The 21217-nt window shown below is 66.7% G+C and carries 17 protein-coding genes and 4 tRNA genes; 16 read left to right on the top strand and 5 right to left on the bottom strand.

The annotated features are described in order from the left end of the window. Positions 1 to 45 precede the first annotated feature (45 nt). Both JLDANKMP_RS09875 and JLDANKMP_RS09870 read left to right on the top strand, forming a co-directional pair. Positions 46 to 1320: a YihY family inner membrane protein gene (locus JLDANKMP_RS09875; RefSeq protein WP_005408182.1), complete on the top strand. Its 1275-nt coding sequence runs from the start codon at positions 46 to 48 to the stop codon at positions 1318 to 1320. Continuing rightward, the gene (locus JLDANKMP_RS09870; RefSeq protein WP_005408183.1) at positions 1317 to 1886 is read left to right on the top strand and encodes a TlpA disulfide reductase family protein; all 570 of its coding nucleotides are present in this window, start codon (positions 1317 to 1319) and stop codon (positions 1884 to 1886) included. Before JLDANKMP_RS09875 ends, JLDANKMP_RS09870 begins: the two co-directional genes overlap by 4 nt. Before the next feature lie 575 nt (positions 1887 to 2461). Here the strand turns inward: JLDANKMP_RS09870 and ppk2 are convergent. From ppk2 to hemA, 4 genes are all read right to left on the bottom strand, one after another. Continuing rightward, the gene (ppk2, locus tag JLDANKMP_RS09865; protein ID WP_212561006.1) at positions 2462 to 3244 is read right to left on the bottom strand and encodes a polyphosphate kinase 2; all 783 of its coding nucleotides are present in this window, start codon (positions 3242 to 3244) and stop codon (positions 2462 to 2464) included. Positions 3245 to 3448: 204 nt separating this feature from the next. Then, the gene (locus JLDANKMP_RS09860) at positions 3449 to 5161 is read right to left on the bottom strand and encodes a tetratricopeptide repeat protein (protein WP_212561005.1); all 1713 of its coding nucleotides are present in this window, start codon (positions 5159 to 5161) and stop codon (positions 3449 to 3451) included. Positions 5162 to 5166: 5 nt separating this feature from the next. Further along, entirely contained in the window at positions 5167 to 6249 is a 1083-nt protein-coding gene (gene prfA, locus JLDANKMP_RS09855; protein ID WP_005412330.1) for a peptide chain release factor 1, read from the bottom strand. Further along, positions 6227 to 7510, bottom strand: coding sequence for a glutamyl-tRNA reductase (gene hemA / locus JLDANKMP_RS09850; RefSeq protein WP_005408187.1), 1284 nt, complete (start codon positions 7508 to 7510; stop codon positions 6227 to 6229). The genes prfA and hemA overlap by 23 nt, the downstream gene beginning before the upstream one ends. 63 nt (positions 7511 to 7573) lie before the next feature. Between hemA and JLDANKMP_RS09845 the strand changes: the two genes are divergently transcribed. From JLDANKMP_RS09845 to ychF, 8 genes are all read left to right on the top strand, one after another. Further along, the gene (locus JLDANKMP_RS09845; protein ID WP_172961843.1) at positions 7574 to 9259 is read left to right on the top strand and encodes a tetratricopeptide repeat protein; all 1686 of its coding nucleotides are present in this window, start codon (positions 7574 to 7576) and stop codon (positions 9257 to 9259) included. Next, entirely contained in the window at positions 9256 to 9915 is a 660-nt protein-coding gene (lolB, locus tag JLDANKMP_RS09840; protein ID WP_212561004.1) for a lipoprotein insertase outer membrane protein LolB, read from the top strand. Before JLDANKMP_RS09845 ends, lolB begins: the two co-directional genes overlap by 4 nt. Beyond that, on the top strand, positions 9912 to 10781 hold the full coding sequence (ispE, locus tag JLDANKMP_RS09835) for a 4-(cytidine 5'-diphospho)-2-C-methyl-D-erythritol kinase (protein ID WP_212561003.1): 870 nt from the start codon (positions 9912 to 9914) through the stop codon (positions 10779 to 10781). Before lolB ends, ispE begins: the two co-directional genes overlap by 4 nt. Before the next feature lie 11 nt (positions 10782 to 10792). Continuing rightward, a tRNA-Gln gene (locus JLDANKMP_RS09830) sits at positions 10793 to 10869 on the top strand. Positions 10870 to 11009: 140 nt separating this feature from the next. Further along, complete coding sequence (locus tag JLDANKMP_RS09825; RefSeq protein ID WP_005415400.1) at positions 11010 to 11969, top strand: ribose-phosphate diphosphokinase; 960 nt, start codon at positions 11010 to 11012, stop codon at positions 11967 to 11969. A gap of 109 nt (positions 11970 to 12078) precedes the next feature. Further along, positions 12079 to 12696 (top strand): 50S ribosomal protein L25/general stress protein Ctc, encoded by a 618-nt coding sequence (locus JLDANKMP_RS09820; protein ID WP_005408191.1) that lies wholly within the window; start codon positions 12079 to 12081, stop codon positions 12694 to 12696. A 48-nt stretch (positions 12697 to 12744) separates the two neighbouring features. Beyond that, a complete protein-coding gene (gene pth / locus JLDANKMP_RS09815) occupies positions 12745 to 13323 on the top strand; it encodes an aminoacyl-tRNA hydrolase (RefSeq protein WP_005408192.1) in 579 nt (192 codons plus the stop codon). A 223-nt stretch (positions 13324 to 13546) separates the two neighbouring features. Next, a complete protein-coding gene (ychF, locus tag JLDANKMP_RS09810) occupies positions 13547 to 14638 on the top strand; it encodes a redox-regulated ATPase YchF (RefSeq protein WP_005408193.1) in 1092 nt (363 codons plus the stop codon). 604 nt (positions 14639 to 15242) lie between these two features. On the opposite strand, the gene JLDANKMP_RS09805 is transcribed toward ychF, so the two are convergent. Continuing rightward, positions 15243 to 17981, bottom strand: coding sequence for a TonB-dependent receptor (locus JLDANKMP_RS09805; RefSeq protein ID WP_212561002.1), 2739 nt, complete (start codon positions 17979 to 17981; stop codon positions 15243 to 15245). Positions 17982 to 18151: 170 nt separating this feature from the next. Between JLDANKMP_RS09805 and JLDANKMP_RS09800 the strand changes: the two genes are divergently transcribed. From JLDANKMP_RS09800 to JLDANKMP_RS09775, 6 genes are all read left to right on the top strand, one after another. Continuing rightward, the gene (locus JLDANKMP_RS09800) at positions 18152 to 19171 is read left to right on the top strand and encodes a cyanophycinase (RefSeq protein ID WP_005408200.1); all 1020 of its coding nucleotides are present in this window, start codon (positions 18152 to 18154) and stop codon (positions 19169 to 19171) included. A gap of 105 nt (positions 19172 to 19276) precedes the next feature. After that, the gene (locus JLDANKMP_RS09795) at positions 19277 to 20293 is read left to right on the top strand and encodes an isoaspartyl peptidase/L-asparaginase (RefSeq protein ID WP_049395824.1); all 1017 of its coding nucleotides are present in this window, start codon (positions 19277 to 19279) and stop codon (positions 20291 to 20293) included. A 137-nt stretch (positions 20294 to 20430) separates the two neighbouring features. Then, positions 20431 to 20516, top strand: a tRNA-Tyr gene (locus tag JLDANKMP_RS09790). Between the two features lie 24 nt (positions 20517 to 20540). After that, a tRNA-Gly gene (locus JLDANKMP_RS09785) sits at positions 20541 to 20614 on the top strand. A gap of 49 nt (positions 20615 to 20663) precedes the next feature. Next, positions 20664 to 20739: transfer RNA gene (locus JLDANKMP_RS09780), tRNA-Thr, on the top strand. A 41-nt stretch (positions 20740 to 20780) separates the two neighbouring features. After that, positions 20781 to 21217, top strand: a 437-nt coding sequence (locus JLDANKMP_RS09775) for a GTP-binding protein (RefSeq protein ID WP_212561001.1), incomplete at its 3' end; no start/stop codon positions are given.

Raw genomic sequence — 21217 nt, 5'->3', positions numbered from 1 at the left:
GTATGGCTATCCTGCCAGCATTCCGCATCGGGTACCCTTCCACCGATGGAACCTTTGGATACGCTCAACCTGTGGATGGAGCGCGCGCGGGATCGCGCACGGGCCATCAGTTTCGGCCGCTTCCTGTGGCATCGCTTCCTCGACGACCGCCTGTTCCAGGCAGCGGCGGCGCTGGCCTACACCACGGTGTTCGCGCTGGTACCGCTGGCGATCGTGGTGTTCGGCGTGCTGTCGGCCTTCCCCGTCTTCGACCGCTGGAGCGACCAGCTCAGCGATTACGTCTTCTCCAACTTCGTGCCCAATGCCGCGCGCGCGGCCGAGGGCTACCTGCGGCAGTTCTCGGCCAGTGCCGGCCAGCTCACCGCCGCCGGCTTCATCGCGCTGGTGGTGTCGCTGCTGATCACGCTCAACAGTGTTGAAGAAACCTTCAACCAGATCTGGCGGGTCGGCTCGACCCGGCCCAAGCTGACCCGCTTCCTGGTCTACTGGACTGTACTGACGCTGGGCGCGATGCTCGCGGCGGCTTCGCTGGCGGTGTCGGCGCGGGTGTTCGCGATGCCGCTGTTCGGCACCCAGGAGGGCCGCTGGCTGGCCGAACTGGCACTGCGGCTGGCGCCGATCCTGATCGAGTTCGTCTGCATCACGCTGATGTTCCGGGTGGTGCCGCACCACACGGTGAAGTGGCGGCATGCAGTGCCTGGCGCCATTCTGGCCGCGGTGATCCTGGAGCTGGTGAAGTGGGGCATCGGCGCGTATCTGGGCAGCTTCCAGTCCTACCAGAAGCTGTACGGCACGGTGGCCTTCGTGCCGATCCTGCTGCTGTGGATCTACCTGTGCTGGGTGGCGGTGCTGCTGGGCGCGTCGTTGTCTTCGTCGATGGCGGCCTTCCGCTACCAGCCGGTGGAACTGCGCCTGCCGCAGGGCTACGAGTTCTATGGCCTGCTGCGCCTGCTCGGCCGCTTCCACCACGCCCGTGCCAAGGGCAAGGGCCTGGCCGACGATGAAATCCTGCGGCTGGAGCCGATGCTGACCGATTCGCTGCTGCAGGACCTGGCCTGCAACCTGCAGGAGATCGGCCTGCTGCGCCGCGATGAACGCGGCGAATGGCTGCTCTCGCGCGACCTGGACCAGGTCAGCCTTGCCGATCTTTACGAATGTACCCAGTTGCGCATTCCGGTAGCCGAGCAGCATCTGCCGTATCGCGACGACAGCCTGGGCCGTGCCGCATTGGCGGCGCTGGATGATCTGCGACTGCCCCTGCGTGAACGCCTGAAGCGCAAGGTCAGCGATATCTATACCGACTCTGGAGACATGCCATGACCCGCAAGACCCCGTTGCTGCTCCCGCTGGCCCTGCTGCTGGCACTGTCGGCCTGCAAGCCGGCCCAGGAGCCGACGCCGGCCAGCAGCCAACCGCCGGCGCAGGCACCGACGCCGACCGCACCGGCACCGGTCGAGGAAACCCCGGCCGAGCGCACCACCGCCGAGTTCCCGACGCTGAAGATGAAGGCGGTGGATGGCAGCGACTACGACCTGGCCGCGCACCGCGGCAAGTGGGTGGTGGTGAACTTCTGGGCGACCTGGTGTGCGCCCTGCCGCAAGGAGATGCCGGAGTTGTCGGCGCTGCATGCGATGCGCAGCAACATCGAAGTGGTCGGCCTGGCCTACGAGGACATCGAAGTGCCGGAAATGCAGTCGTTCCTGACCAAGCATCCGGTGACCTATCCGATCGTGATCGTGGACCCGTTCGATCCGCCGGCCGATTTCGCCACTCCGCGCGGCCTGCCGCTGACGCACCTGCTGGATCCACAGGGCAAGCTGGCGCACACCTTCCTCGGCCCGGTGACGGCCGCCGACATCGAAAAGCAGATCGCTGCTGCCAAGTAATGGGGTCGGGCGGCAGGGCCTGCGGCCCTGCACCCGCGGTAGTGCCGGCCGCTGGCCGGCAACCCCAGCAACAGCAAAAGCAACAGCCCAAGCGGGGTTTCCCGTGGGTAGGCGGGGTGGGTCCGGTGGCGGGGGGCGCTGCAAGTACGTCCATGTAAGCTCGGTCGCCGCATCCATGCGGCTCACGCCCCCGCCACCGGACCCACCCCGCCTTCGACAGTTCTCCGCGATCTGTCGGAATGCATGGCCTGCTCTTGATGGGTGTCGACCCTGGTCGACACGTGGATCCACGCCATGCGTGGATGCTCTTCGTTCAATTGTCGAAATAATCGATTTCAATGGAGATTCATCCACGCATGGCGTGGATCTACTTCCGTCACCGGAAATCCGTCGGGGATGGGGCGGTGTGGGTTGGCAGGACCGTTGGCGCCATGGATGGCGCCATCGAGCCCCCATGGATGGGTTTACGGCGTGTCCTGCCAACCCACACCGCCCCAGCCAACAAGCAAAACTCCCAGAGCCGGCTGTTGTCGTTGCCTCTGCAGGTGCAGGGCCGCAGGCCCTGCCGACCCACCCTAATCCTCGACCGGGAAGTCCTCGATCGGCTTCAGCACATCGTAGTGCTCGCGATGCAGCTTGCCCTTCAGCTTCGGCAGCTCCGGCAACGGCGCATTCACGCGCGTGTCCGGCAACCGGTCCAGCAGGTTGCGCACCAGCGTCAGCCGGCCCAGCCGCTGGTCGTTGAAATCCACCAGTGTCCACGGTGCCGCCTCCCGATGCGTCGCGCGCAGCATCGCCTCGCGGGCCTCGGTGTAGGCGCTGTACTTGCTGCGCGATTTCAGGTCCACCGGAGAGAGCTTCCAGCCCTTCAGCGGATCGAGATGGCGCTCGGCGAAGCGCTTCTCCTGCTGCTCCTGGTCCACGCACAGCCAGTACTTGAACAGCAGGATGCCGTCGTCCACCAGCAACTGTTCGAACACCGGCGCCTGGCGCAGGAACTGCTGGTACTCGGTCTCGCTGCAGTAGCCCATCACCCGTTCGACGCCTGCGCGGTTGTACCAGCTGCGGTCCATCAGCACGATCTCGCCGGCGGCGGGCAAGTGCGAGGCGTAGCGCTGGAAGTACCACTGCGTGGCTTCGCGGTCGGTGGGCTTGGGCAGCGCCACCACCCGGCACTGGCGCGGGTTGAGGTGCTGGCTGATGGCCTGGATCGCGCCGCCTTTGCCTGCCGTGTCGCGCCCTTCGAACAGCACCAGCAGGCGCTGTCCGCTGTGCTGCACCCAGCGCGCCATGGCGGTCAGTTCCAGCTGCAGCGGCAGCAGCAGTTCGTCGTAGTCCTTGCGCTTGAGCTTGGCCATCGTCACACCACGCGGGGAGGAAGCCCGAGCGTAGCGCAGGGGCTGCCCAGGCGATGTCGACGCCGGGTAGAGTCGACGGTCAGTCGACTATCGCGCGCAGCGCGGGGTTTTCGGCTTCCTGCCGAGGGCAGTCGACCAGCAGTCGACTCTACCCAGTCGACGTCATCCAATGGACGTTGCCCAGTCGACATTACCCAGCCGGCATTACCCAGTCGGTTCGGTTGTTCCCAGCCAGCCGTGTTCGCGCGCCAGCTGCTGCACCAACGCCGACAGATCGCGGGCAAACCCGTCCATGTCGAACAGCCCGCTGCGCTCGCGCGCCTGTGCCAGTTCAGCGCGCAACGCCGCCAGTGCTGCAGGGTCGTTGCCCAGCGCGCTGGCGGTGGTGATGAACGCCGCATCGTCGGCGACATTCATCCGTGCCATTCCCAGATGGTGGTTGAGGCTGCCGGCCACGCGCGCGGCGAAGGTGTCACCCGGGCAGGTAAGCACCGGGCAGCCGGCCCATAGTGCGTCGGACGCGGTGGTGTGCGCGTTGTACGGATGCGTGTCGAGGAACAGGTCGGCCAGCTGATAGCGCGCCAGGTACTGCGGATGCGGCAGCTTGGCCATGAACACCAGGCGTGCCGGGTCCAGGCCGGCAGCCTGCGCGGCAGTGCGCAGGCGGGCGTCGGCCTGGCCCGGTCCGGACAGCAGCCACAGTACGCTGCCGGGCACTGCCTGCAGCACTGCGAAGGCGCGGCCAATGCTGCGCGGGTTGAGCTTGTAGCTGTTGTTGAAACAGCAGAACACTACGCCCTGCGCGGGCAGTCCGCAGTCCGCACGGGTCGGCGCAGGCTCCAGCACGCGCGTATTGTCTGACGGCTGGAAGGCTCGTGGCAGGCGCAGCACGCGTTCGCTGTAGCACGGCTCCAGTGCCGGCGGCAGGGCGAAGGCATCGCCGACCACCGCGTCCATCCACGGCGCCCCCGACGTGCCCGGATAGGCCAGCCAGTTCAACTGCAGCGGGGCAGGGCGCATCGCCAACACTTCCGGCGTGCCGCCACCGCCCCAGCCGCGCAGGTCGAACAGCAGGTCGATGCCCTGTGCGCGGATGCGTGCGGCGGTATCGGCATGTCGCAGGCCAGCCACATCATGCAGCTGCGCCGCTGCCTGCAGCCGCTGGCGGATGCGGCCGCCGTCGTCGCGGTTCAGTGCGAACAGATGCAGTTGCAGTGCGGGGTCGCGACGCAGCTGCTCGAACAACGCCACGGTCAGCAATCCGGTCGGATGTGCGCCGAACCCATTGGAGAGGAAGCCGACGCGCAGCGGGCCGTGCGGGCGCACCGTTGCCGGCGGCAATGGCCGCACCGAGGCAGCCACGGCCAGCGCACGGGTGTGCGCGCAGGCCAACTGTTCGGCAGCGCTGGCGTCCTCGCTGAGGAAGGCGAACGGCTCGACCACGCCCTGGCCGCTGGCAACGGCGGCGCGCACCTGTGCCGCCAGCGTGTCCAGGTCCTGCCAATCGCACAGGCGACGCTGCCAGGCCAGGCGCTGGGCGGCGATGTACGGCTCGGCCGGCATCAGCCCATGCGCGCGTCGATAGGCCGCCGACGCGCCTTCGGCATCATCGGCATCTTCCAGTGCATGGCCCAGCCACAGCGCAATGCCGGGATGCTGCGGTGCCAATGCCGAGGCCTGGCCGAGCAGCTTGGCCGCATCGCCATGTGCACCGGCCATCCACGCCACGCGGCCCAGCCGTGCCAGCGCTTCGGGGTGATTCGGGCGCAGCTGCAGCGCACGTCGTGCGGCCTGTTCGCCGGCAGCGATGTCGCCGGCTTCCAGTTCCACGTCGGCCAGCATCACCCAGGCGACGAAGTCGTCGGGCTGGCGGGCGATCGCTTGCTGCAGTTGCTGTCGCTGCTGCCAGGCCGACATCGTGCTCAGCCCGCCGACAGCTGGGCCAGGGCGTCGACCTGGTGTTCGTGGCTGAGCCGCTGCAGCAGCGGATCGAGGTCACCGGCCAGGATGTTGGGCAGGTCGTACAGGGTCAGGCCCTCCACGCGGTGGTCGGTGATGCGCCCCTGCGGGAAGTTGTAGGTGCGGATGCGCTGGCTGCGATCACCACTGCCGACCTGCAGGCGCCTCGACTCGGCCTGCGCCGCGTCCTGGCGTTGGCGCTCGGCGTCGAGCAGCTGCGCTTTCAGGCGCTTCATCGCCTTGTCGCGGTTGGCGTGCTGGCTGCGTTCGGTCTGGCATTCCACCACCACGCCGGTCGGTACGTGGGTGATGCGGATCGCCGACTCGGTCTTGTTGACGTGCTGGCCACCGGCGCCGGAGGAGCGGAACGTATCCACCTTCAGGTCGGCCGGGTTGATGACGATGTCATCGACTTCGTCGGCCTCCGGGATGATCGCCACGGTGGCCGCCGAGGTGTGGATGCGGCCCTGCGATTCGGTGGCCGGCACGCGCTGCACACGGTGCGTGCCCGATTCGAACTTCAGGCGCGAGAACGCACCACGGCCGACCACCCGTGCCACCACTTCCTTGTAGCCACCGTGCTCGCCGGGATTGTCCGATTCGATCTCGACCTTCCAGCCCTGGCGCTCGGCATAGCGGGCGTACATGCGGAACAGGTCGCCGGCAAAGATCGCCGCTTCATCGCCGCCGGTACCCGCGCGCACTTCCAGGAACAGGTTGCCTTCGTCGCGCGGGTCGCGCGGTACCAGCAGCAGCGCCAGCTCCTGCTCCAGTTCCAGCAGGCGCGCCTGCGCGGCGGCGATCTCCTCGTCGGCCAGTTCGCGCAGGTCGGGATCGGCGCGCATGCCTTCCGCGGCGGCCAGATCAGCCTTGGCACGGGATTCATCGGCCAAGGCGATGGCGATCGGTTCAAGTTGGGCGAATTCGCGCGAAAGGTCGCGGAAACGGGTGTTGTCGGCGACCACGTCGGGTTCGGCGAGCAGGCGTTCCAGTTCTTCGCGGCGCTCGGCCAGCGCTTCCAGCTTACGGCGCAGGGTCGGCGTCATCGGGTCTCACGGGTGGGTGGCGGTAACCCGGCGTAGCCGGGAACAGGCGCTCGGCGGCGCGGGTCAGGTCGGCATCGCCGCTCAGTGCGGCAGCGCGCAGGGCAGCGGTAGGAGGATGCAGCAATCGATTGGTCAGGCCGTGGGCCAGCAGTTCCAGCACTTCGTCGGCCGGCTTGCCGTTGGCCAGCTGCTGGCGCGCGCGTTCCAGCAGTTCAGTGCGGGTGGCCTCGCCGAACGCACGCAGCTGTCGTAGCGGCGCCTGGTGGGCGCTGGCCTGCTGGGTCTCGATAAAACGCGATACCTGAAGGTCGATGATCGCCTCGGCCTCGGCGGCCGCCTCGCGGCGTCCGCGGCGGTTGTCTTCCACCGCGCGCTCCAGGTCGTCGACGGTGTAGAGGAAGGCGTCGTTGAGCGTGCCGACCTCCGCCTCAATGTCACGCGGCACGGCCAGGTCGAACAGCAGCATAGGCTTGTGCCGGCGCGCGCGCAGGGCCTTGGCCACCATCTCGCGGTGGATCACCGGTTCGCGCGCAGCGGTGGCCGAGAACACCACGTCGGCCTCGCCCAGGTGGCGGTCCAGTTCGGTCAGCGGCAGGGCTACGCCACCATGGCGGCTGGCAAGTTCCTGCGCGTGGGCGAGGGTGCGGTTGGCGATCAGCAGCCGGCGTACCTTGCCTTCGCTCAGGTGCCGTGCAGCCAGTTCGATGGTCTCGCCGGCACCGACCAGCAGCACGGTGGAATCGTCCAGCCGCGCGAACGCGTTCTGCGCCAGGCGCACCGCCGCCGACGCCACCGATACCGGGTTGGCGCCGACCTGGGTATCGGTGCGCGCACGCTTGGCCACCGAGAAGGTCTGCTGGAACAGGCGGTCCAGGCGCTGGCCGAGCAGGCCGTGGTCACGCGCCGTCGACCATGCGTCCTTCACCTGGCCGAGGATCTGCGGTTCGCCCAGCACCATCGAGTCCAGGCCGGTGGCGACCCGGAACAGGTGGCGCACGGCTTCTGCATCGGCATGCTGGTACAGGTAGCCCTGCAGGTCGCCGGCCTGGGCCTGCAGCCACTGGTCCAGTGCCTGTGCCGAATCGGCCACGGCATACAGCTCGGTGCGGTTGCAGGTGGACAGCAGCACCGCCTCGGCGATCTGCGGAGTGTCGCGCAGCGAACCGAGCGCGCGCGGCAACGCCTCACCGGCGAAGGCCGCGCGCTCGCGCAGCTCCACCGGTGCGGTCTGGTGATTCAGTCCGAGCACCCACAGGGTCATTGTTCAGTTGCTTGCGATAAGCTGCTGGCCATTGGACGACATTTTAAGGCCCCGATGCCGACGATGCCCGCATTGATTCGCATCCCCAGTGTTCTGCTGCTGTCCCTGGCCTGCAGCCAGGCCCTGGCGGCGGTGCCAGCCAAGGCCCCCGTACGGGCCCCGGCCACTGAGGAACTGGCGCTGGAACCGGTGATGGCCGGTGAGTTCGCGCTGCAGGCTGGCAAGCTGGCCGAGGCGGCCCGCTGGTACCTGCAGGCCGCCCAGCAGACCGACGGCGACGCCGGCCTGGCCGAGCGCGCGACCCGCATTTCCATGCTCGCCAACGATGACGCCAGCGCCGCCAAGGGCCTGGCCCTGTGGCAGCAGCGCGCGCCCAGCTCGTTGACCATGCGCAGTGCCGCTGCCGCGCTGGCCATGCGCCAGGGCGATGTGAAGGCAGCGCGTGGCGATCTGCAGGCCTTGCTGGCCGACCCGGATGAACGTGGCTGGAAGTTCGCCCTGGCCGCCCTGATCGGCGGCGGCCGCGACCCGGCAGTGCCGGCGCAGGTGCTGGGCGAGCTGGTCGACGCCAACGCCATTCCGCCGAAGATCGAGGCGTGGCAGGAGTTCGGACGCCTTGCCCTGCGCATGGACAAGCCCGAGCTGGCGCGGCGCATGATCGATGAAGTGGTCAAGCGCTTCCCCGAAGAACCGCGCGTTGCGCTGCTGCGCGCCAGCCAGCTGCAGCAGGCCGGGGAGACCGGCAAGGCGCTGTCGCTGCTGCACGATGTGGAGCCGAAGACCCGACAGGACCCGGAACTGCGCAATGCAGTGGCCATCGCCTACGACAGCCTCGGCCAGCCGTCCGCCGCCGAGCGCGTGCTGGCGTTCGGCCCGCAGGACGTGCAGACCTGGGGCATGCGCGCCTCGCTGCTGGCCAAGCAGGGCGACAAGGCCGCGCTGTCCAACCTCTACAACGAACTGTCGCGGCAGGCGGCCAAGCCGGACCCGGCGCAGCGCCTGCTGCTGGGCAAGATCGCCGAATACCTGAAGCGTTATCCCGAGGCGGTGCAGTGGTACCACAGCGTGCCCGGTGGCGATGAACTGAGCGAGGCGCGCCTGCGCGCGGCCAACGCCCAGGCTCTGGCCGGGCGCCTGCCGCAGGCATTGGATGAAGTGCACGCGATCCAGTCCGATGCGGTGGTCGACGACGATGTGCGCCGCGATGCCTACCTGCTGGAAGCCGAACTGCGCCAGCGTGCTGACGACAGTGCCGGGGAGCTGGATGCGCTGGCCCGCGGCCTGGCCGCCTACCCGGATGACAACGGCCTGCTGTACGCCCGTGCGCTCACCTGGGAACGCCGCGACGACATCCCGCGCGCCGAGGCCGACCTGCGCAAGATCCTGGTGACCGACCCGGAGAACGTGCCGGCATTGAACGCGCTGGGTTACACCCTGGCCGATCGCACCGGTCGCCTGCAGGAAGCGCTGGAGCTGATCGATCGCGCCCGCGTGGCCGAACCGGACAACGCTGCCATCGTCGACAGCTATGGCTGGGTGCTGTATCGCCTGGGCCGCAAGGAAGAAGCACTGGTGCAGCTGCGCCGTGCCTGGACCCTGGCCAAGGACCCTGAGATCGCCGCCCATGTCGGCGAAGTGTTGTGGGTGCTGGGCAAGCATGACGAGGCCCGCCATTTCTTCGACGAAGCGGCCAAGCTCGACCCTGAAAACCGCGCGCTGCTGCGCGCCCGCGAGAAATTCAATCCATGAGTGTTTCCCTGATCCGGCCGCTGCTGTTGGCAACTGCGGCCCTGGCGCTGACCGCCTGTACCAGCGTGGGCACGCAGAAGACCCCGGCGCCGGCGGTGGTCGAGGTTGTTTCGGCCGAAGCGGCGCAGGCCGAGGCGGCGCGCGTGGCCGCGCTGCAGGCACAGCCGGACTGGGCTTTCCAGGGCCGGGTCGCAGTCAGCAAGGGCAAGGATGGCGGCAGCGGACGCATCGACTGGAAGCAGGAAGGACGCCGCTATGTGGTCGAGCTGAGCGCGCCGGTGACCCGGCAGAGCTGGAAGCTGACCAGCGATACCCATTCCGAAGCCGGTCGCCTGGAGGGACTGGCCGGTGGGCCGCGTGCCGGCGAGGACGCGCAGCAACTGCTGCTGGAAGCGACCGGCTGGGACATCCCGGTCAACCAGCTGCCGGCGTGGATTCGTGGCCTGGTGGCCGGTGATGCTGCCGGTCCGGAGAAGGTCGAGCGTGATGGTGAAGGCCGGCCGCGTCGCATGCAGCAGATGGGCTGGCAGGTGCAGTACCTGGACTGGTACCCGGCCGAGGCCGGGCGCCCGGCGCTGCCGCGCCGGATCGAGGCCAGCAATGGGGACGCCAAGGTGCGCCTGCTGGTCGACCAATGGGGGCAGGGCACCCCATGAGTGCCGGGCGCGATGACACGGGCTGGTCCTGGTGGCCGGCCCCGGCCAAGCTGAACCTGTTCCTGCACATCACCGGCCGCCGTGCCGATGGCTACCACGAGTTGCAGACCGTGTTCCGCCTGCTGGACTGGGGCGACCGCATCGGTCTGCGCCTGCGCGAAGACGGCCAGGTGCGCCGGCAGGGCGAGGGGCTGGCTGGCGTGGCCGAGGCGGATGACCTGGCGGTCCGCGCCGCGCGGCTTCTGAAAGATGCGGCCAACATCGTGCAAGGCGCAGACATCATCGTCGAAAAACACGTTCCTGCAGGTGGTGGCTTTGGCGGCGGTTCGTCTGACGCGGCCACCGTACTGGTGGTGCTGAACCGGCTCTGGCGTGCCGGTCTGGACGAGGACGCGCTTGCTGCGCTGGGACTGCGCCTGGGCGCTGACGTGCCGGTGTTCGTGCGCGGGCGCAATGCCTGGGCCGAAGGGGTGGGTGAGCGCCTGCAGCCGATCGTGCTGGAGCCGGCCTGGTATGTGGTGGTTGAACCGGGTGTTCATGTTCCCACCCCGGCTCTGTTCGCAGACCCGGATTTGACGCGCGGCAGCCCAGTGGCGAAAATAGAGGACTTCGCTTCCGGGACCCTGGTCGGGAACGCGTTCGAACCGGTGCTGCGCCGCCGTGAGCCTGCCGTCGAGGCAGCGTTCGCCGCGTTGAGCGGCATCGGCACGGCGCGGCTGACCGGTTCGGGAAGTGGTTGTTTCGTCGAGTTCGCATCGCAGTCTGCCGCAGAGCAGGGACGGTCGAAGTTGCCGAAGGAGTTGCGGGCAAGGGTGGCAGCGGGCGTTGCGCGTTCGCCACTGCTGGATGCACTCGAGCAACACTGATTTATCAATGCAGGGGCGTCGCCAAGAGGCCCAAGGCACCAGGTTTTGATCCTGGCATTCGTAGGTTCGAATCCTACCGCCCCTGCCAATAGCGGCTGTGTCCGCGCCTTCCAGCGCATCGCCCGCGCGGGACGTGGAAACAACCGCGGTGTTGTCAGCAGCAAGGGTCCATCGGGGTCCTTGCCGACTCCGGATCCCCGCCACTCGTCCCCGCCCGAGACAATCATGATGCAAGAGTCCCCGAACCTGCTGGTCTTTTCCGGCAACGCCAACAAACGTCTGGCGCAGAACATCTGCAAGGAACTGGGGGTTCGCCCGGGCAAGGCGCTGGTCTCGCACTTCTCCGATGGTGAAGTGCAGGTGGAGATCGAAGAGAACGTCCGCAAGCAGGACGTGTTCGTGATCCAGCCGACCTGCGCGCCGAGCGCGGAAAACCTGATGGAACTGCTGGTGCTGATCGACGCGCTCAAGCGCGCATCGGTGGCCAGCGTGACCGCCGTGGTGCCGTACTTCGGCTACTCGCGCCAGGATCGCCGCATGCGTTCCTCGCGCGTGCCGATCACCGCCAAGCTGGCGGCGAAGATGTTCAGCACCGCTGGCGCTGATCGCGTGCTGACCGTCGACCTGCACGCCGACCAGATCCAGGGCTTCTTCGATATTCCGGTGGACAACGTGTATGCGTCCCCGCTGCTGCTGGCCGACATCTGGCGCGCCTACGGCACCGAGAACCTGATCGTCGTGTCGCCGGACGTGGGCGGCGTGGTCCGCGCCCGTGCCGTGGCCAAGCGCCTGGATGACGCCGACCTGGCGATCATCGACAAGCGCCGCCCGCGCGCCAACGTCTCCACCGTGATGAACATCATCGGTGACGTCGAAGGCAAGACCTGCGTGATGGTCGATGACATCGTCGACACCGCCGGCACCCTGTGCGCCGCTGCTGCTGCCCTGAAGGCGCGCGGTGCGCTCAAGGTCGCCGCCTACTGCACCCACGCGGTGCTGTCGGGCCCGGCGGTGGACAACATCACCAATTCCCAGCTCGACGAGCTGGTGGTGACCGACACCATCCCGCTGAAGGACGCGGCGCGGGTGTGCAGCAAGATCCGCCAGCTGAGCGTGGCGGAAATGCTGGCCGAAACGATGCGCCGCATCGCCTTCGGCGAGTCGGTCAGCTCGCTGTACGTCGACTGAGTTCTTCGCCCCTGCCGGCAACGGCGGGGGCATACCCGGATGCTTCTGGTCGCGGAAGCATCTTCAACCGCCACGCCGCAGGGCGCGGCAACAACCTGAGTAGTCGAAAATGTCGAAGACCCATGAAATCAAGGTCACCAAGCGTGAACTGCAGCGTAAGGGTGCGAGCCGCCGCCTGCGTCACGCCGGTGTGATCCCGGCCATCGTGTACGGCGGCAACGCCGAGCCGGTCGCCATCAGCCTGGACCACAACGAAATCTGGCTGGCCCAGCAGAACGAGTGGTTCTATGCCTCGATCCTGGACCTGAACCTGGATGGCCAGGTGCAGAAGGTCCTGCTGCGTGACATGCAGCGCCACCCGTACAAGCAGCTGATCATGCACCTGGACTTCCAGCGCGTGAACGAGAACGAAGCCCTGACCGCTTCGGTCCCGCTGCACTTCGTCAACGAAGACACCTCGCCGGCCGGCAAGGCTGCCGACGTCGTGGTCACCCACGAACTGAAGGAAGTGACCATCACCTGCCTGCCGAAGGACCTGCCGGAGTCGATCGAAGTCGACCTGGGCGAGCTGAAGGCCGGTGACGTGGTGTACCTGTCCGACATCAAGCTGCCGAAGGGCGTGGAAATCCCGGCCCTGGCGCTGGGCAAGGACCACGACGACGCCATCGTCACCGCCAAGGCCGGCAAGGCCGACGAGGCTGACGAAGAAGCGGCTGCCGCCGAGTAATACCGTTACGGTGCCTGCCTCCGGGCAGGCACCGTACTGGAAGGAACCATGGCAGGACTGCGACTGATCGTCGGTCTGGGCAATCCCGGATCGGAACACGCCCGGACCCGGCACAATGCCGGGTTTCATTTCGTTGAGGCCCTGGCGGAGAAAGCCGGTGCGCGATGGAATGTGGACAGCAAGCTGTTCGGTGAGACCGCCAAGGTCGAGATCGCCGGGCAGACGGTGTGGCTGCTCAAGCCCGCCACCTTCATGAACCTCAGCGGCAAGTCGGTCACCGCCGCACAGCGGTTCTGGAAGATCGAACCGGAAGAAACCCTGCTCGCACACGACGAACTGGACCTGGCGCCCGGCGTGGCGCGGCTGAAGTTCGATGGTGGCCACGGCGGCCAGAACGGCCTGCGCGACACCATCCGCCTGCTCGGCCACGGCAAGTTCCATCGCTTGCGCGTGGGCATCGGCCATCCCGGCCACAAGGACCGCGTGGTGGGTTGGGTGCTGGGTCGCCCGTCCAAGGAGGACGACGTGCTGATCGCACGCGCCATCGACGATGCGATCGACGTGATGCCGCTGGCGGTACAGGGCGATTTCAGCGAAGCGATGAAGCGGCTGCACACCCCGAAATAAGCTGTAGGTACCGACCGTTGGTCGGTACGGAACCAACCAATCCGGTAGGTACCGACCGTTGGTCGGTACGGAACCAACCAATCCGGTAGGTACCGACCGTTGGTCGGTACGGAACCAACCAATCCGGTAGGTACCGACCGTTGGTCGGTACGGAGAATGATTGGAAAAGCAGCGCCCAGGCCGCTGTTTCCCCAATCACTTTCACCCCAGAGAGCTGTCACCCATGGGTATCAAATGCGGCATCGTCGGCCTGCCCAACGTCGGTAAGTCGACCCTGTTCAATGCGCTGACCAAGGCGGGTATCGCCGCGGCGAACTTCCCGTTCTGCACCATCGAGCCGAACGTCGGCATCGTGCCGGTGCCGGACCCGCGCCTGAACGAGCTGGCGGGCATCATCAATCCCCAGAAGGTCATCCCGACCGCGGTCGAGTTCGTCGACATCGCCGGCCTGGTGGCCGGTGCCGCCAGCGGTGAAGGCCTGGGCAACAAGTTCCTGGCGCACATCCGCGAAGTCGACGCGATCACCCACGTGGTGCGCTGCTTCGAGCACGGCGACATCGTGCACGTGGCTGGCAAGGTCGATCCGATCTCGGACATCGAAACCATCGACACCGAGCTGGCGCTGGCTGACTTGGACAGTGTCGAGAAGGCGCTGAACCGTGCCGAGCGTGCGGCCAAGGGCGGCGACAAGGACGCAGCGGCGCGCAAGCCGGTGCTGGCCAAGCTGCAGGCTGCGCTGTCGGACGGCAAGGCCGGTCGTTCGGTGGGCCTGGACGAGGAAGAGAAGGCGCTGGTGCGCGACCTGTTCCTGCTGACCCTGAAGCCGGTGATGTACATCGCCAACGTGCTGGAAGACGGCTTCGAGAACAACCCGCACCTGGAAGCCGTGCGTGCGCATGCTGCCGCCGAAGGCGCGCAGGTGGTGCCGGTGTCGGCCGCGATCGAAGAAGAGCTGTCCCAGCTCGACGATGAAGACCGCGATACCTTCCTGGCCGACCTCGGCCTGAGCGAGCCGGGCCTGAACCGCGTGATCAACGCGGCCTACAGCCTGCTCGGCCTGCAGACCTACTTCACCGCTGGCGTGAAGGAAGTCCGCGCGTGGACCGTGCGCAAGGGCGCTACCGCTCCGCAGGCTGCCGCCGTCATCCACACCGACTTCGAGAAGGGTTTCATCCGCGCCGAAACCATCGCGTATGACGACTTCATCAAGTACAAGGGCGAAGCCGGCGCCAAGGAAGCCGGTCGCCTGCGTCTGGAAGGCAAGGAATACCGCGTGCAGGAAGGCGACATCCTGCACTTCCGCTTCAACGTCTGATCCAGCGGCATCGGATCGACCCCGGACGCCCCGCCCTGTGCGGGGCGTTCGCGTTTCCGGCATCGGTTGCACGCGTGGACAAAAATTGATCATGCCCTGAAGCGCCTGCGGCACACGGCTCGCAAGTACTTGTCCACACCAAACCCCCACCACTTTCCACGCGCGGTGTGGAAAACCCTGCGTATCGCTGCAGAGCCGAGCCCATGCTCGGCTGATGCCAGCAGGAGCCGAGCGTGGGCTCGGCTCTGCAGGGATTGCCCGCGCAGTGTGGATAAATTTTCGCCATGCTTCGAAACGCTTGCGTGGCAACACTCCCACCTACTTGTCCACACCTAGTTCCCATCGCTTTCCACGGCGCATGTGGAAAACCCGGATTCTGTCTGGACAAAAAATTGCCACCCTTCGAAACCATTGCAATGCGTGGCTCGCAGGGACTTGTCCACACCAAACCCCCATCGCTTTCCACGTGCGGTGTGGAAAACCCAAGGCGGGTGCGCGGCAACGAATGCCCACCAAGGTGGGCATCTACCGGGTGCAGTGTGCATGAACAACAAGGCCCGCCAGTGGCGGGCCTTGTTGTCCACGATCTGCAATACGGTGTGCCTTACAGCGCGCTGCCACCGAACTTGTGGGTGTACTGCAGGTTGATGGTGCGGCCGACGCTGTCGAACCAGGACACGTCGTAGTACGGATACGCGGTGTAGGTGGCATCCTTCGGCGGCATCTTGTTGAACACGTTGACCACCGACAGCGACAGGCGCGAATGGTCGTCGAAGCGATACTGCACCGAGGCGTTGTAGCGGTAGGTCGCCTTCACGTAGGGGCTGTCACCGCTTTCCCAGTCGAACGACTGGTCGTAGTTGTCGGAGGTCGGCAGCTTGCCCAGGCGCGAACCGTAGACCGTGGCCGACCACGCGTCCTTCTCCCAGGTCACGCTCAGGCTGGTCTTGGTGCGCGGGATGTCGAATCCGCTGTTGACCGCGAACTGGTCCAGGGTCGGATCGCCGGGGTAGCGCTGGAAATCGTGCTTCTTCACCCAGGTGTGGGTACCATTGAGGATGAAGTCGCCGATACCGGTCTGCAGGCGGTAGCGCAGGCCGACGTCGATGCCGGAGGTCGACTCGCGGGCGACGTTGATCGGCGCCACGCGCACGCCGTACAGGCGGCCGTCGCTGGTACGGGTGATGCGGTCGAGCGCGTCCACGCAGGTCGGCGAATTGATGTCGGCACTGCCGAGCCGGCAGTTCGCTTCGTTGGCCAGGAGGGTGCGCACATCCATGTCCTGCACCTGCTTGCGCATGTCGATGTCGAACCAGTCCACCGACAGGTCCAGGCCGATCGCCGGCGACCAGACGAAGCCTGCGCTCCACGAGGTGCTGGTTTCCGGGTCGAGCTGGCGGTTGCCGGTGCGGCTGCGGATCAGGTTGCGCTCGTAGTCGGAACAGTCGCTGGCGCCATCGGCGCGGCAGCTGTACAGGTCTTCGGCGGTGGTCTCGTCGTTGCCCGGTCCGGCGAACACGTAGTGCAGATCCGGCGCGCGGAACGCGGTGCCATACGAACCACGTACCAGCAGCGTGTCGATCGGGCGCCATTCCAGACCGCCGCTCCAGGTCGCCTTGCCGATGGTGTGGCCGGAATAGCGGTACTGGTCGTAGCGGCCGGCCACGCTCAGGTTGACCGTCTCGTGCAGCGGCATGCGCAGTTCGGCGGCGGTCGCCCAGCGGTTGCGCGAGCCCTGGCCGTCCGAATCCTTCCAGCTGTAGTAGTAGTACTGGGTGGCCAGCGGATCGGGATTCAGCGCATAGGCCTGTTGGCCCACTTCCACGGTCGCGGCGAACCCGGCATCACCGCCCGGCAGGCCGAACAGCGCGGAATTGGTCAGCGTGAATGCAGCCGTCTCGGTGCGCGACTTCGGCGAATAGGTAGTGCGTGCGGCAATCGAATCGTACTCGGCGCGGGTCAGCGGCCGGTACAGCCGCGACGGGTCCGCGTTGTAGATCGGGAAACCGTCGTCGTCCACGCCCAGCTGCGGGCCCAGGAACAGGTCATTGGCCTTGGAGGCGATGATCTGCGCCCAGCTGATCCGCGACTGGTACTGCGAATGGCTCAGCGCCGCTTCGTAGTCCCAGTTGCCGGCCAGATTGCCCTTGAAGCCGGTGGTCACGCTGAAGGTCTTCTGCGTGCTGCGTACCATCGCATTGCGCAGGCCCCCCATTTCCTCGGGTGAGAACTGGCGCTGCCAGAACTCGATCTCGCCGGTGGCCTGGTTGTTGAAATAGCCCGACTCATCGCCATTGGCGTCCATGCGGCCCCACTTGGTGACGTCGCGCATCAGCGACATCGTGTGGTAGCCCAGCTGCACATCGGCGAACCATTGCTGGCCGTTGTCGAAGTCGTAGCTCAGCGAGGCGTAGCCATTGGCGCCGCGGCGCTTGCTGAGGATGGTGCCGTAGCCGATCGAGCTGTCGCTGCCGCAGTAGTAACCGTAGCGCGGGCGGTAGGCGCGGTAGGTGCTGCCCTGGTTCTGCCCGGCCAGCGCTTCGCAGGTGGCCGCGCCCGGATCCAGGTAGTCGTCGTTGTAGTCCGTACGCAGGTAAGCGCGGCGGGCGATGCGCGAGCCCTCGGTGGGGCCGTCCTGGGTCGAATCCTGGATGTCGCGCTCATAGGCCCACAGCGGGGTCTGCGACTGCAGCTCGACGCTGTACACGGCGTTGAAGTTGCCGCGGCTGAAGCCGCTGGCCAGGCTCATGTCGAACGACTCGCCACCGCCTTCGCTGGTGGTGCCCATGCGCATGTCGATCGTGGTGCCGTCGGCCTTCTTCTTCAGGATGAAGTTGACCACGCCGGCGATCGCGTCCGAGCCGTAGATGGCCGAGGCGCTGCCGGTCAGCACTTCGATGCGCTCGATCATCCCCAGCGGGATGTTGGAGACATCGGTGAAGTTGCTGCGGCCCTTGAACGGCATCGGGAAGTCGGCGATGCGGCGGCCATTGACCAGCACCAGCGTGTGGTTCGGGCCCAGGCCGCGCAGGTCCACCTGCTGGGCGCCCGGCGAGAAGTCGGCGCCGCTGGAAGACTGCTGGCTCTGGGTCTCACCGCCGTTCTGGGTCATTGCACGCAGCACGTCCGGCACGCTGGTGAAGCCGCTGGAGCGGATCTGTTCGGCGTTGATCACCGTGATCGGGGCGGGGCCTTCCACCTGGGCGCGCGGAATGCGCGAACCGGTGACCTGCACCGCATCCAGTTGTTGAACCGAGGAGGAAGCCGGTGCCTGGGCCGCCGCGGAAGCAGCCACGCCCATCAACGCCAGCTGGATCGACCACGCCATCGCCTTTCTACGCATGAGGAATTCTCGGAAATGAAGCCGGCCCGCAGAGGAGGGGCCCTGTCCCCCATTCAGATTTCCGGAACGGGCGCGCGCATTTAACGCCTTTTTCATGTCCTTGACTACTGGGTCCCTATCTGGCAAAGAGTGGAAACGCTTGCAAGTCGATTTTGTTCAGGGAGATCAAGATGCGACGCCTCCATCGGACCCTGCGTGCCCCCTTCGCCTGGCTGGCGCTGCTGGTCTTGGCCGTGCCGTTGGTCGCCCTTGCGCAGGACCTGCAGGGCCCGGGCTTCGCCTACTACGAAGCCGGCGATCTCGACGCGCCCCGGCCCGGTCCGCGCGCACCGGCCATGATGCTGATGGGCGGTGGCGAATGGGTGCCGGAGGCCTTCCACTGGTGGCTGAAGCAGGCTGGCAATGGCCGTGTGCTGATCCTGCGCGCTTCTGGCAGTGATGAGCTGCAGGACCGCCTGTACCGCGAGATCGGCGGTACCACCGCAGTGCAGACGCTGGTCTTCGACAGCCGCCGCGGCGCCGACGATCCCGCCGTGCTGCGCGTGGTTGCCGCAGCTGACGCCATCTTCATTGCCGGTGGTGACCAGTCGCGCTACATCCGCTTCTGGAAGGGCACTGCGCTCAACCGCGCGCTGAACGCCCACGTGCGCGCTGGCAAGCCGATTGCCGGTACCAGTGCGGGGCTCGCCATCCTCGGTGGCTATGCCTACGGCGCGATGGACGGCGGCAGCATCACCTCTGCCGGTGCCCTGGCGGACCCGATGGGCAGCGCGGTGACCATGGACAGCGGCTTCCTGCAGATGCCCTACCTGCAGCGCGTAGTCACCGATACCCACTTCGACAAGCGCGACCGGCTCGGTCGCCTGATCGTGTTCGTGGCGCGCGCCGCACAGGACAGTGGCGACCCCGACATCGTCGGCATCGGCGTCGACGAGGACACCGCCCTGTGCGTGGAGCCCGATGGCCAGGCGCAGGTCTACAGCGCTGATGGCGAGGGCAAGGTCTGGGTGGTCAGCCCCGGTCGCGATGCCGACCGCCTGGTCGAGGGCGAGCCGCTGCGCTTCCGCGCGGTGCCGGTAACGGTGGTCGCCAGCGGCAGCCGCATGCGCCTGGATGACGTCCAGGCCGAGGCCGACTACCAGGCCGTGGCCGACGTCAGCGACGGCGAGCTTGAGTTCACGCTTCGGTAGTGCCGGCCGCTCGCCGACAACCCACCTTCTCTGGTACGCCCCCCGCCGGCCAGCGGCCGGCACTATCCTGCAATCCATTCCCCGTTACTGCTGGAGACGTATCCGATGAAACTGCGCCTGGCGCTGTCTGCGCTGCTGTCCCTGCCCATGCTTGCCCAGGCCGCACCGGCCGCTTCACCGCTGCTGGTCATCCACGGCGGCGCCGGCGTCGAGCGCAAGGACCTGTCGCCGGCCGAGGAAAAGGCCGCACGTGACGCGCTGCGGGCGGCACTGCTGAAGGGCCATGCGGAACTGGCGGCGGGGCGCCCCGCGCTGGCCGCAGTCACCGCCGCGATCACCGTGCTGGAGGACGATCCCACCTTCAACGCCGGCAAGGGCGCAGTGTTCACCCACGACGGCCGCAACGAGCTGGATGCGGCGGTCATGGATGGCGCGAACCAGGCGGCGGGCGCGGTGGCGGGCGTGCAGCGAGTGCGCAACCCGATCCTGCTGGCGCAGACCGTGATGCAGAAATCGCGCCACGTGATGATGGTCGGGCAGGGCGCCGAAACCTTCGCAGCCGAGCAGGGCATTCCTCTGGTCGATCCCTCCTACTTCCGTACAGAGAAGCGCTGGCAGCAGCTGCAGCGCGCGCTGAAGGAAGAGGCCAGCGGCCAGGCGCATGCCGACCTGGAGACTGCAAAGCACTTCGGTACCGTTGGTGCGGTCGCATTGGACGCGCAGGGGCATCTGGCCGCCGGCACCTCCACCGGGGGCATGACCAACAAGCGTTACGGCCGGGTCGGTGACTCGCCGATCATCGGTGCCGGCACCTGGGCCGACGCACGCTGCGCGGTGTCCGGCACCGGGTGGGGCGAGTACTACATCCGCACTGCGGCCGCGCACGAGATCTGCGCGCGCATGCGCTACCAGGGGCAGAGCCCGGAGCAGGCCGGCAAGGGCGTGATCAACGAGACGATTCCGCAGATGGGCGGCGACGGCGGTGCGATCGTGCTCGGCGCAGACGGAAAAATGGCCACGCCGTTCAACACCCAGGGCATGTATCGGGGCTGGATCGGCGGCGACGGCGTCCCTCATGTCGCAATTTTCGCCAACGAGACCCTGCCGGTCCCAGGGCAATAACCTTGCGTATCAATGGGTTTGCGACAGCGTGTGAAAAAAATGGAAAAAAGCGTTGACAGCCCCCCGTCCCATCAGCAGAATAAGCGGCTCACCACCACACACCGCAACGCTTCGGCGGCAACGGAATGGGGTGGTAAGGAGGGATACCCAAGCGGCCAACGGGGGCAGACTGTAAATCTGCTGGCTTACGCCTTCGGTGGTTCGAATCCACCTCCCTCCACCAGTTTCACGTTGTGACATTCCCGGCGCGGGAGTAGTTCAATGGTAGAACCTCAGCCTTCCAAGCTGATGGTGCGGGTTCGATTCCCGTCTCCCGCTCCATTGAATGAACTTTGAATATTATCGAGTTCATGTCATAATGCAAAACTCGGCTCACGTAGCTCAGTCGGTAGAGCACTTCCTTGGTAAGGAAGAGGTCGAAGGTTCGATTCCTTTCGTGAGCACCATCTTAAGCATCACCTCTCAGACGAATTCGAGATAAGCAGCCATGGCNAAGGGTAAGTTCGAGCGCACCAAGCCGCACGTCAACGTCGGCACCATCGGTCACGTCGACCACGGCAAGACCACGCTGACCGCCGCACTGACCAAGATCGGTGCCGAGCGCTTCGGTGGCGAGTTCAAGGANTACTCCTCGATCGACGCCGCTCCGGAAGAAAAGGCTCGTGGTATCACGATCTCGACCGCGCACGTCGAATACGAATCCCCGGTCCGTCACTACGCCCACGTCGATTGCCCGGGCCATGCTGACTACGTCAAGAACATGATCACCGGTGCCGCCCAGATGGACGGCGCGATCCTGGTGTGCTCGGCCGCTGACGGCCCGATGCCGCAGACCCGCGAGCACATCCTGCTGTCGCGTCAGGTCGGCGTGCCGTACATCGTCGTGTTCCTGAACAAGGCCGACATGGTGGACGACGCCGAGCT

The organism is Stenotrophomonas sp. PE591 (genome assembly GCF_018320795.1).
Taxonomy (GTDB): domain Bacteria; phylum Pseudomonadota; class Gammaproteobacteria; order Xanthomonadales; family Xanthomonadaceae; genus Stenotrophomonas; species Stenotrophomonas maltophilia.
The sequence above is the reverse complement of the archived record's forward strand: the minus strand, read 5'-3'. Positions and strand labels throughout refer to the sequence as shown.

Bases quoted from the DNA above. Each gene is read 5' to 3' on its own strand.
- JLDANKMP_RS09875 (WP_005408182.1), top strand. From the start codon at position 46: ATGGAACCTTTGGATACGCTCAACCTGTGGATGGAGCGCGCGCGGGAT.
- JLDANKMP_RS09870 (WP_005408183.1), top strand. From the start codon at position 1,317: ATGACCCGCAAGACCCCGTTGCTGCTCCCGCTGGCCCTGCTGCTGGCA.
- ppk2 (WP_212561006.1), bottom strand. From the start codon at position 3,244: ATGGCCAAGCTCAAGCGCAAGGACTACGACGAACTGCTGCTGCCGCTG.
- JLDANKMP_RS09860 (WP_212561005.1), bottom strand. From the start codon at position 5,161: ATGTCGGCCTGGCAGCAGCGACAGCAACTGCAGCAAGCGATCGCCCGC.
- prfA (WP_005412330.1), bottom strand. From the start codon at position 6,249: ATGACGCCGACCCTGCGCCGTAAGCTGGAAGCGCTGGCCGAGCGCCGC.
- hemA (WP_005408187.1), bottom strand. From the start codon at position 7,510: ATGACCCTGTGGGTGCTCGGACTGAATCACCAGACCGCACCGGTGGAG.
- JLDANKMP_RS09845 (WP_172961843.1), top strand. From the start codon at position 7,574: ATGCCCGCATTGATTCGCATCCCCAGTGTTCTGCTGCTGTCCCTGGCC.
- lolB (WP_212561004.1), top strand. From the start codon at position 9,256: ATGAGTGTTTCCCTGATCCGGCCGCTGCTGTTGGCAACTGCGGCCCTG.
- ispE (WP_212561003.1), top strand. From the start codon at position 9,912: ATGAGTGCCGGGCGCGATGACACGGGCTGGTCCTGGTGGCCGGCCCCG.
- JLDANKMP_RS09825 (WP_005415400.1), top strand. From the start codon at position 11,010: ATGCAAGAGTCCCCGAACCTGCTGGTCTTTTCCGGCAACGCCAACAAA.
- JLDANKMP_RS09820 (WP_005408191.1), top strand. From the start codon at position 12,079: ATGTCGAAGACCCATGAAATCAAGGTCACCAAGCGTGAACTGCAGCGT.
- pth (WP_005408192.1), top strand. From the start codon at position 12,745: ATGGCAGGACTGCGACTGATCGTCGGTCTGGGCAATCCCGGATCGGAA.
- ychF (WP_005408193.1), top strand. From the start codon at position 13,547: ATGGGTATCAAATGCGGCATCGTCGGCCTGCCCAACGTCGGTAAGTCG.
- JLDANKMP_RS09805 (WP_212561002.1), bottom strand. From the start codon at position 17,981: ATGCGTAGAAAGGCGATGGCGTGGTCGATCCAGCTGGCGTTGATGGGC.
- JLDANKMP_RS09800 (WP_005408200.1), top strand. From the start codon at position 18,152: ATGCGACGCCTCCATCGGACCCTGCGTGCCCCCTTCGCCTGGCTGGCG.
- JLDANKMP_RS09795 (WP_049395824.1), top strand. From the start codon at position 19,277: ATGAAACTGCGCCTGGCGCTGTCTGCGCTGCTGTCCCTGCCCATGCTT.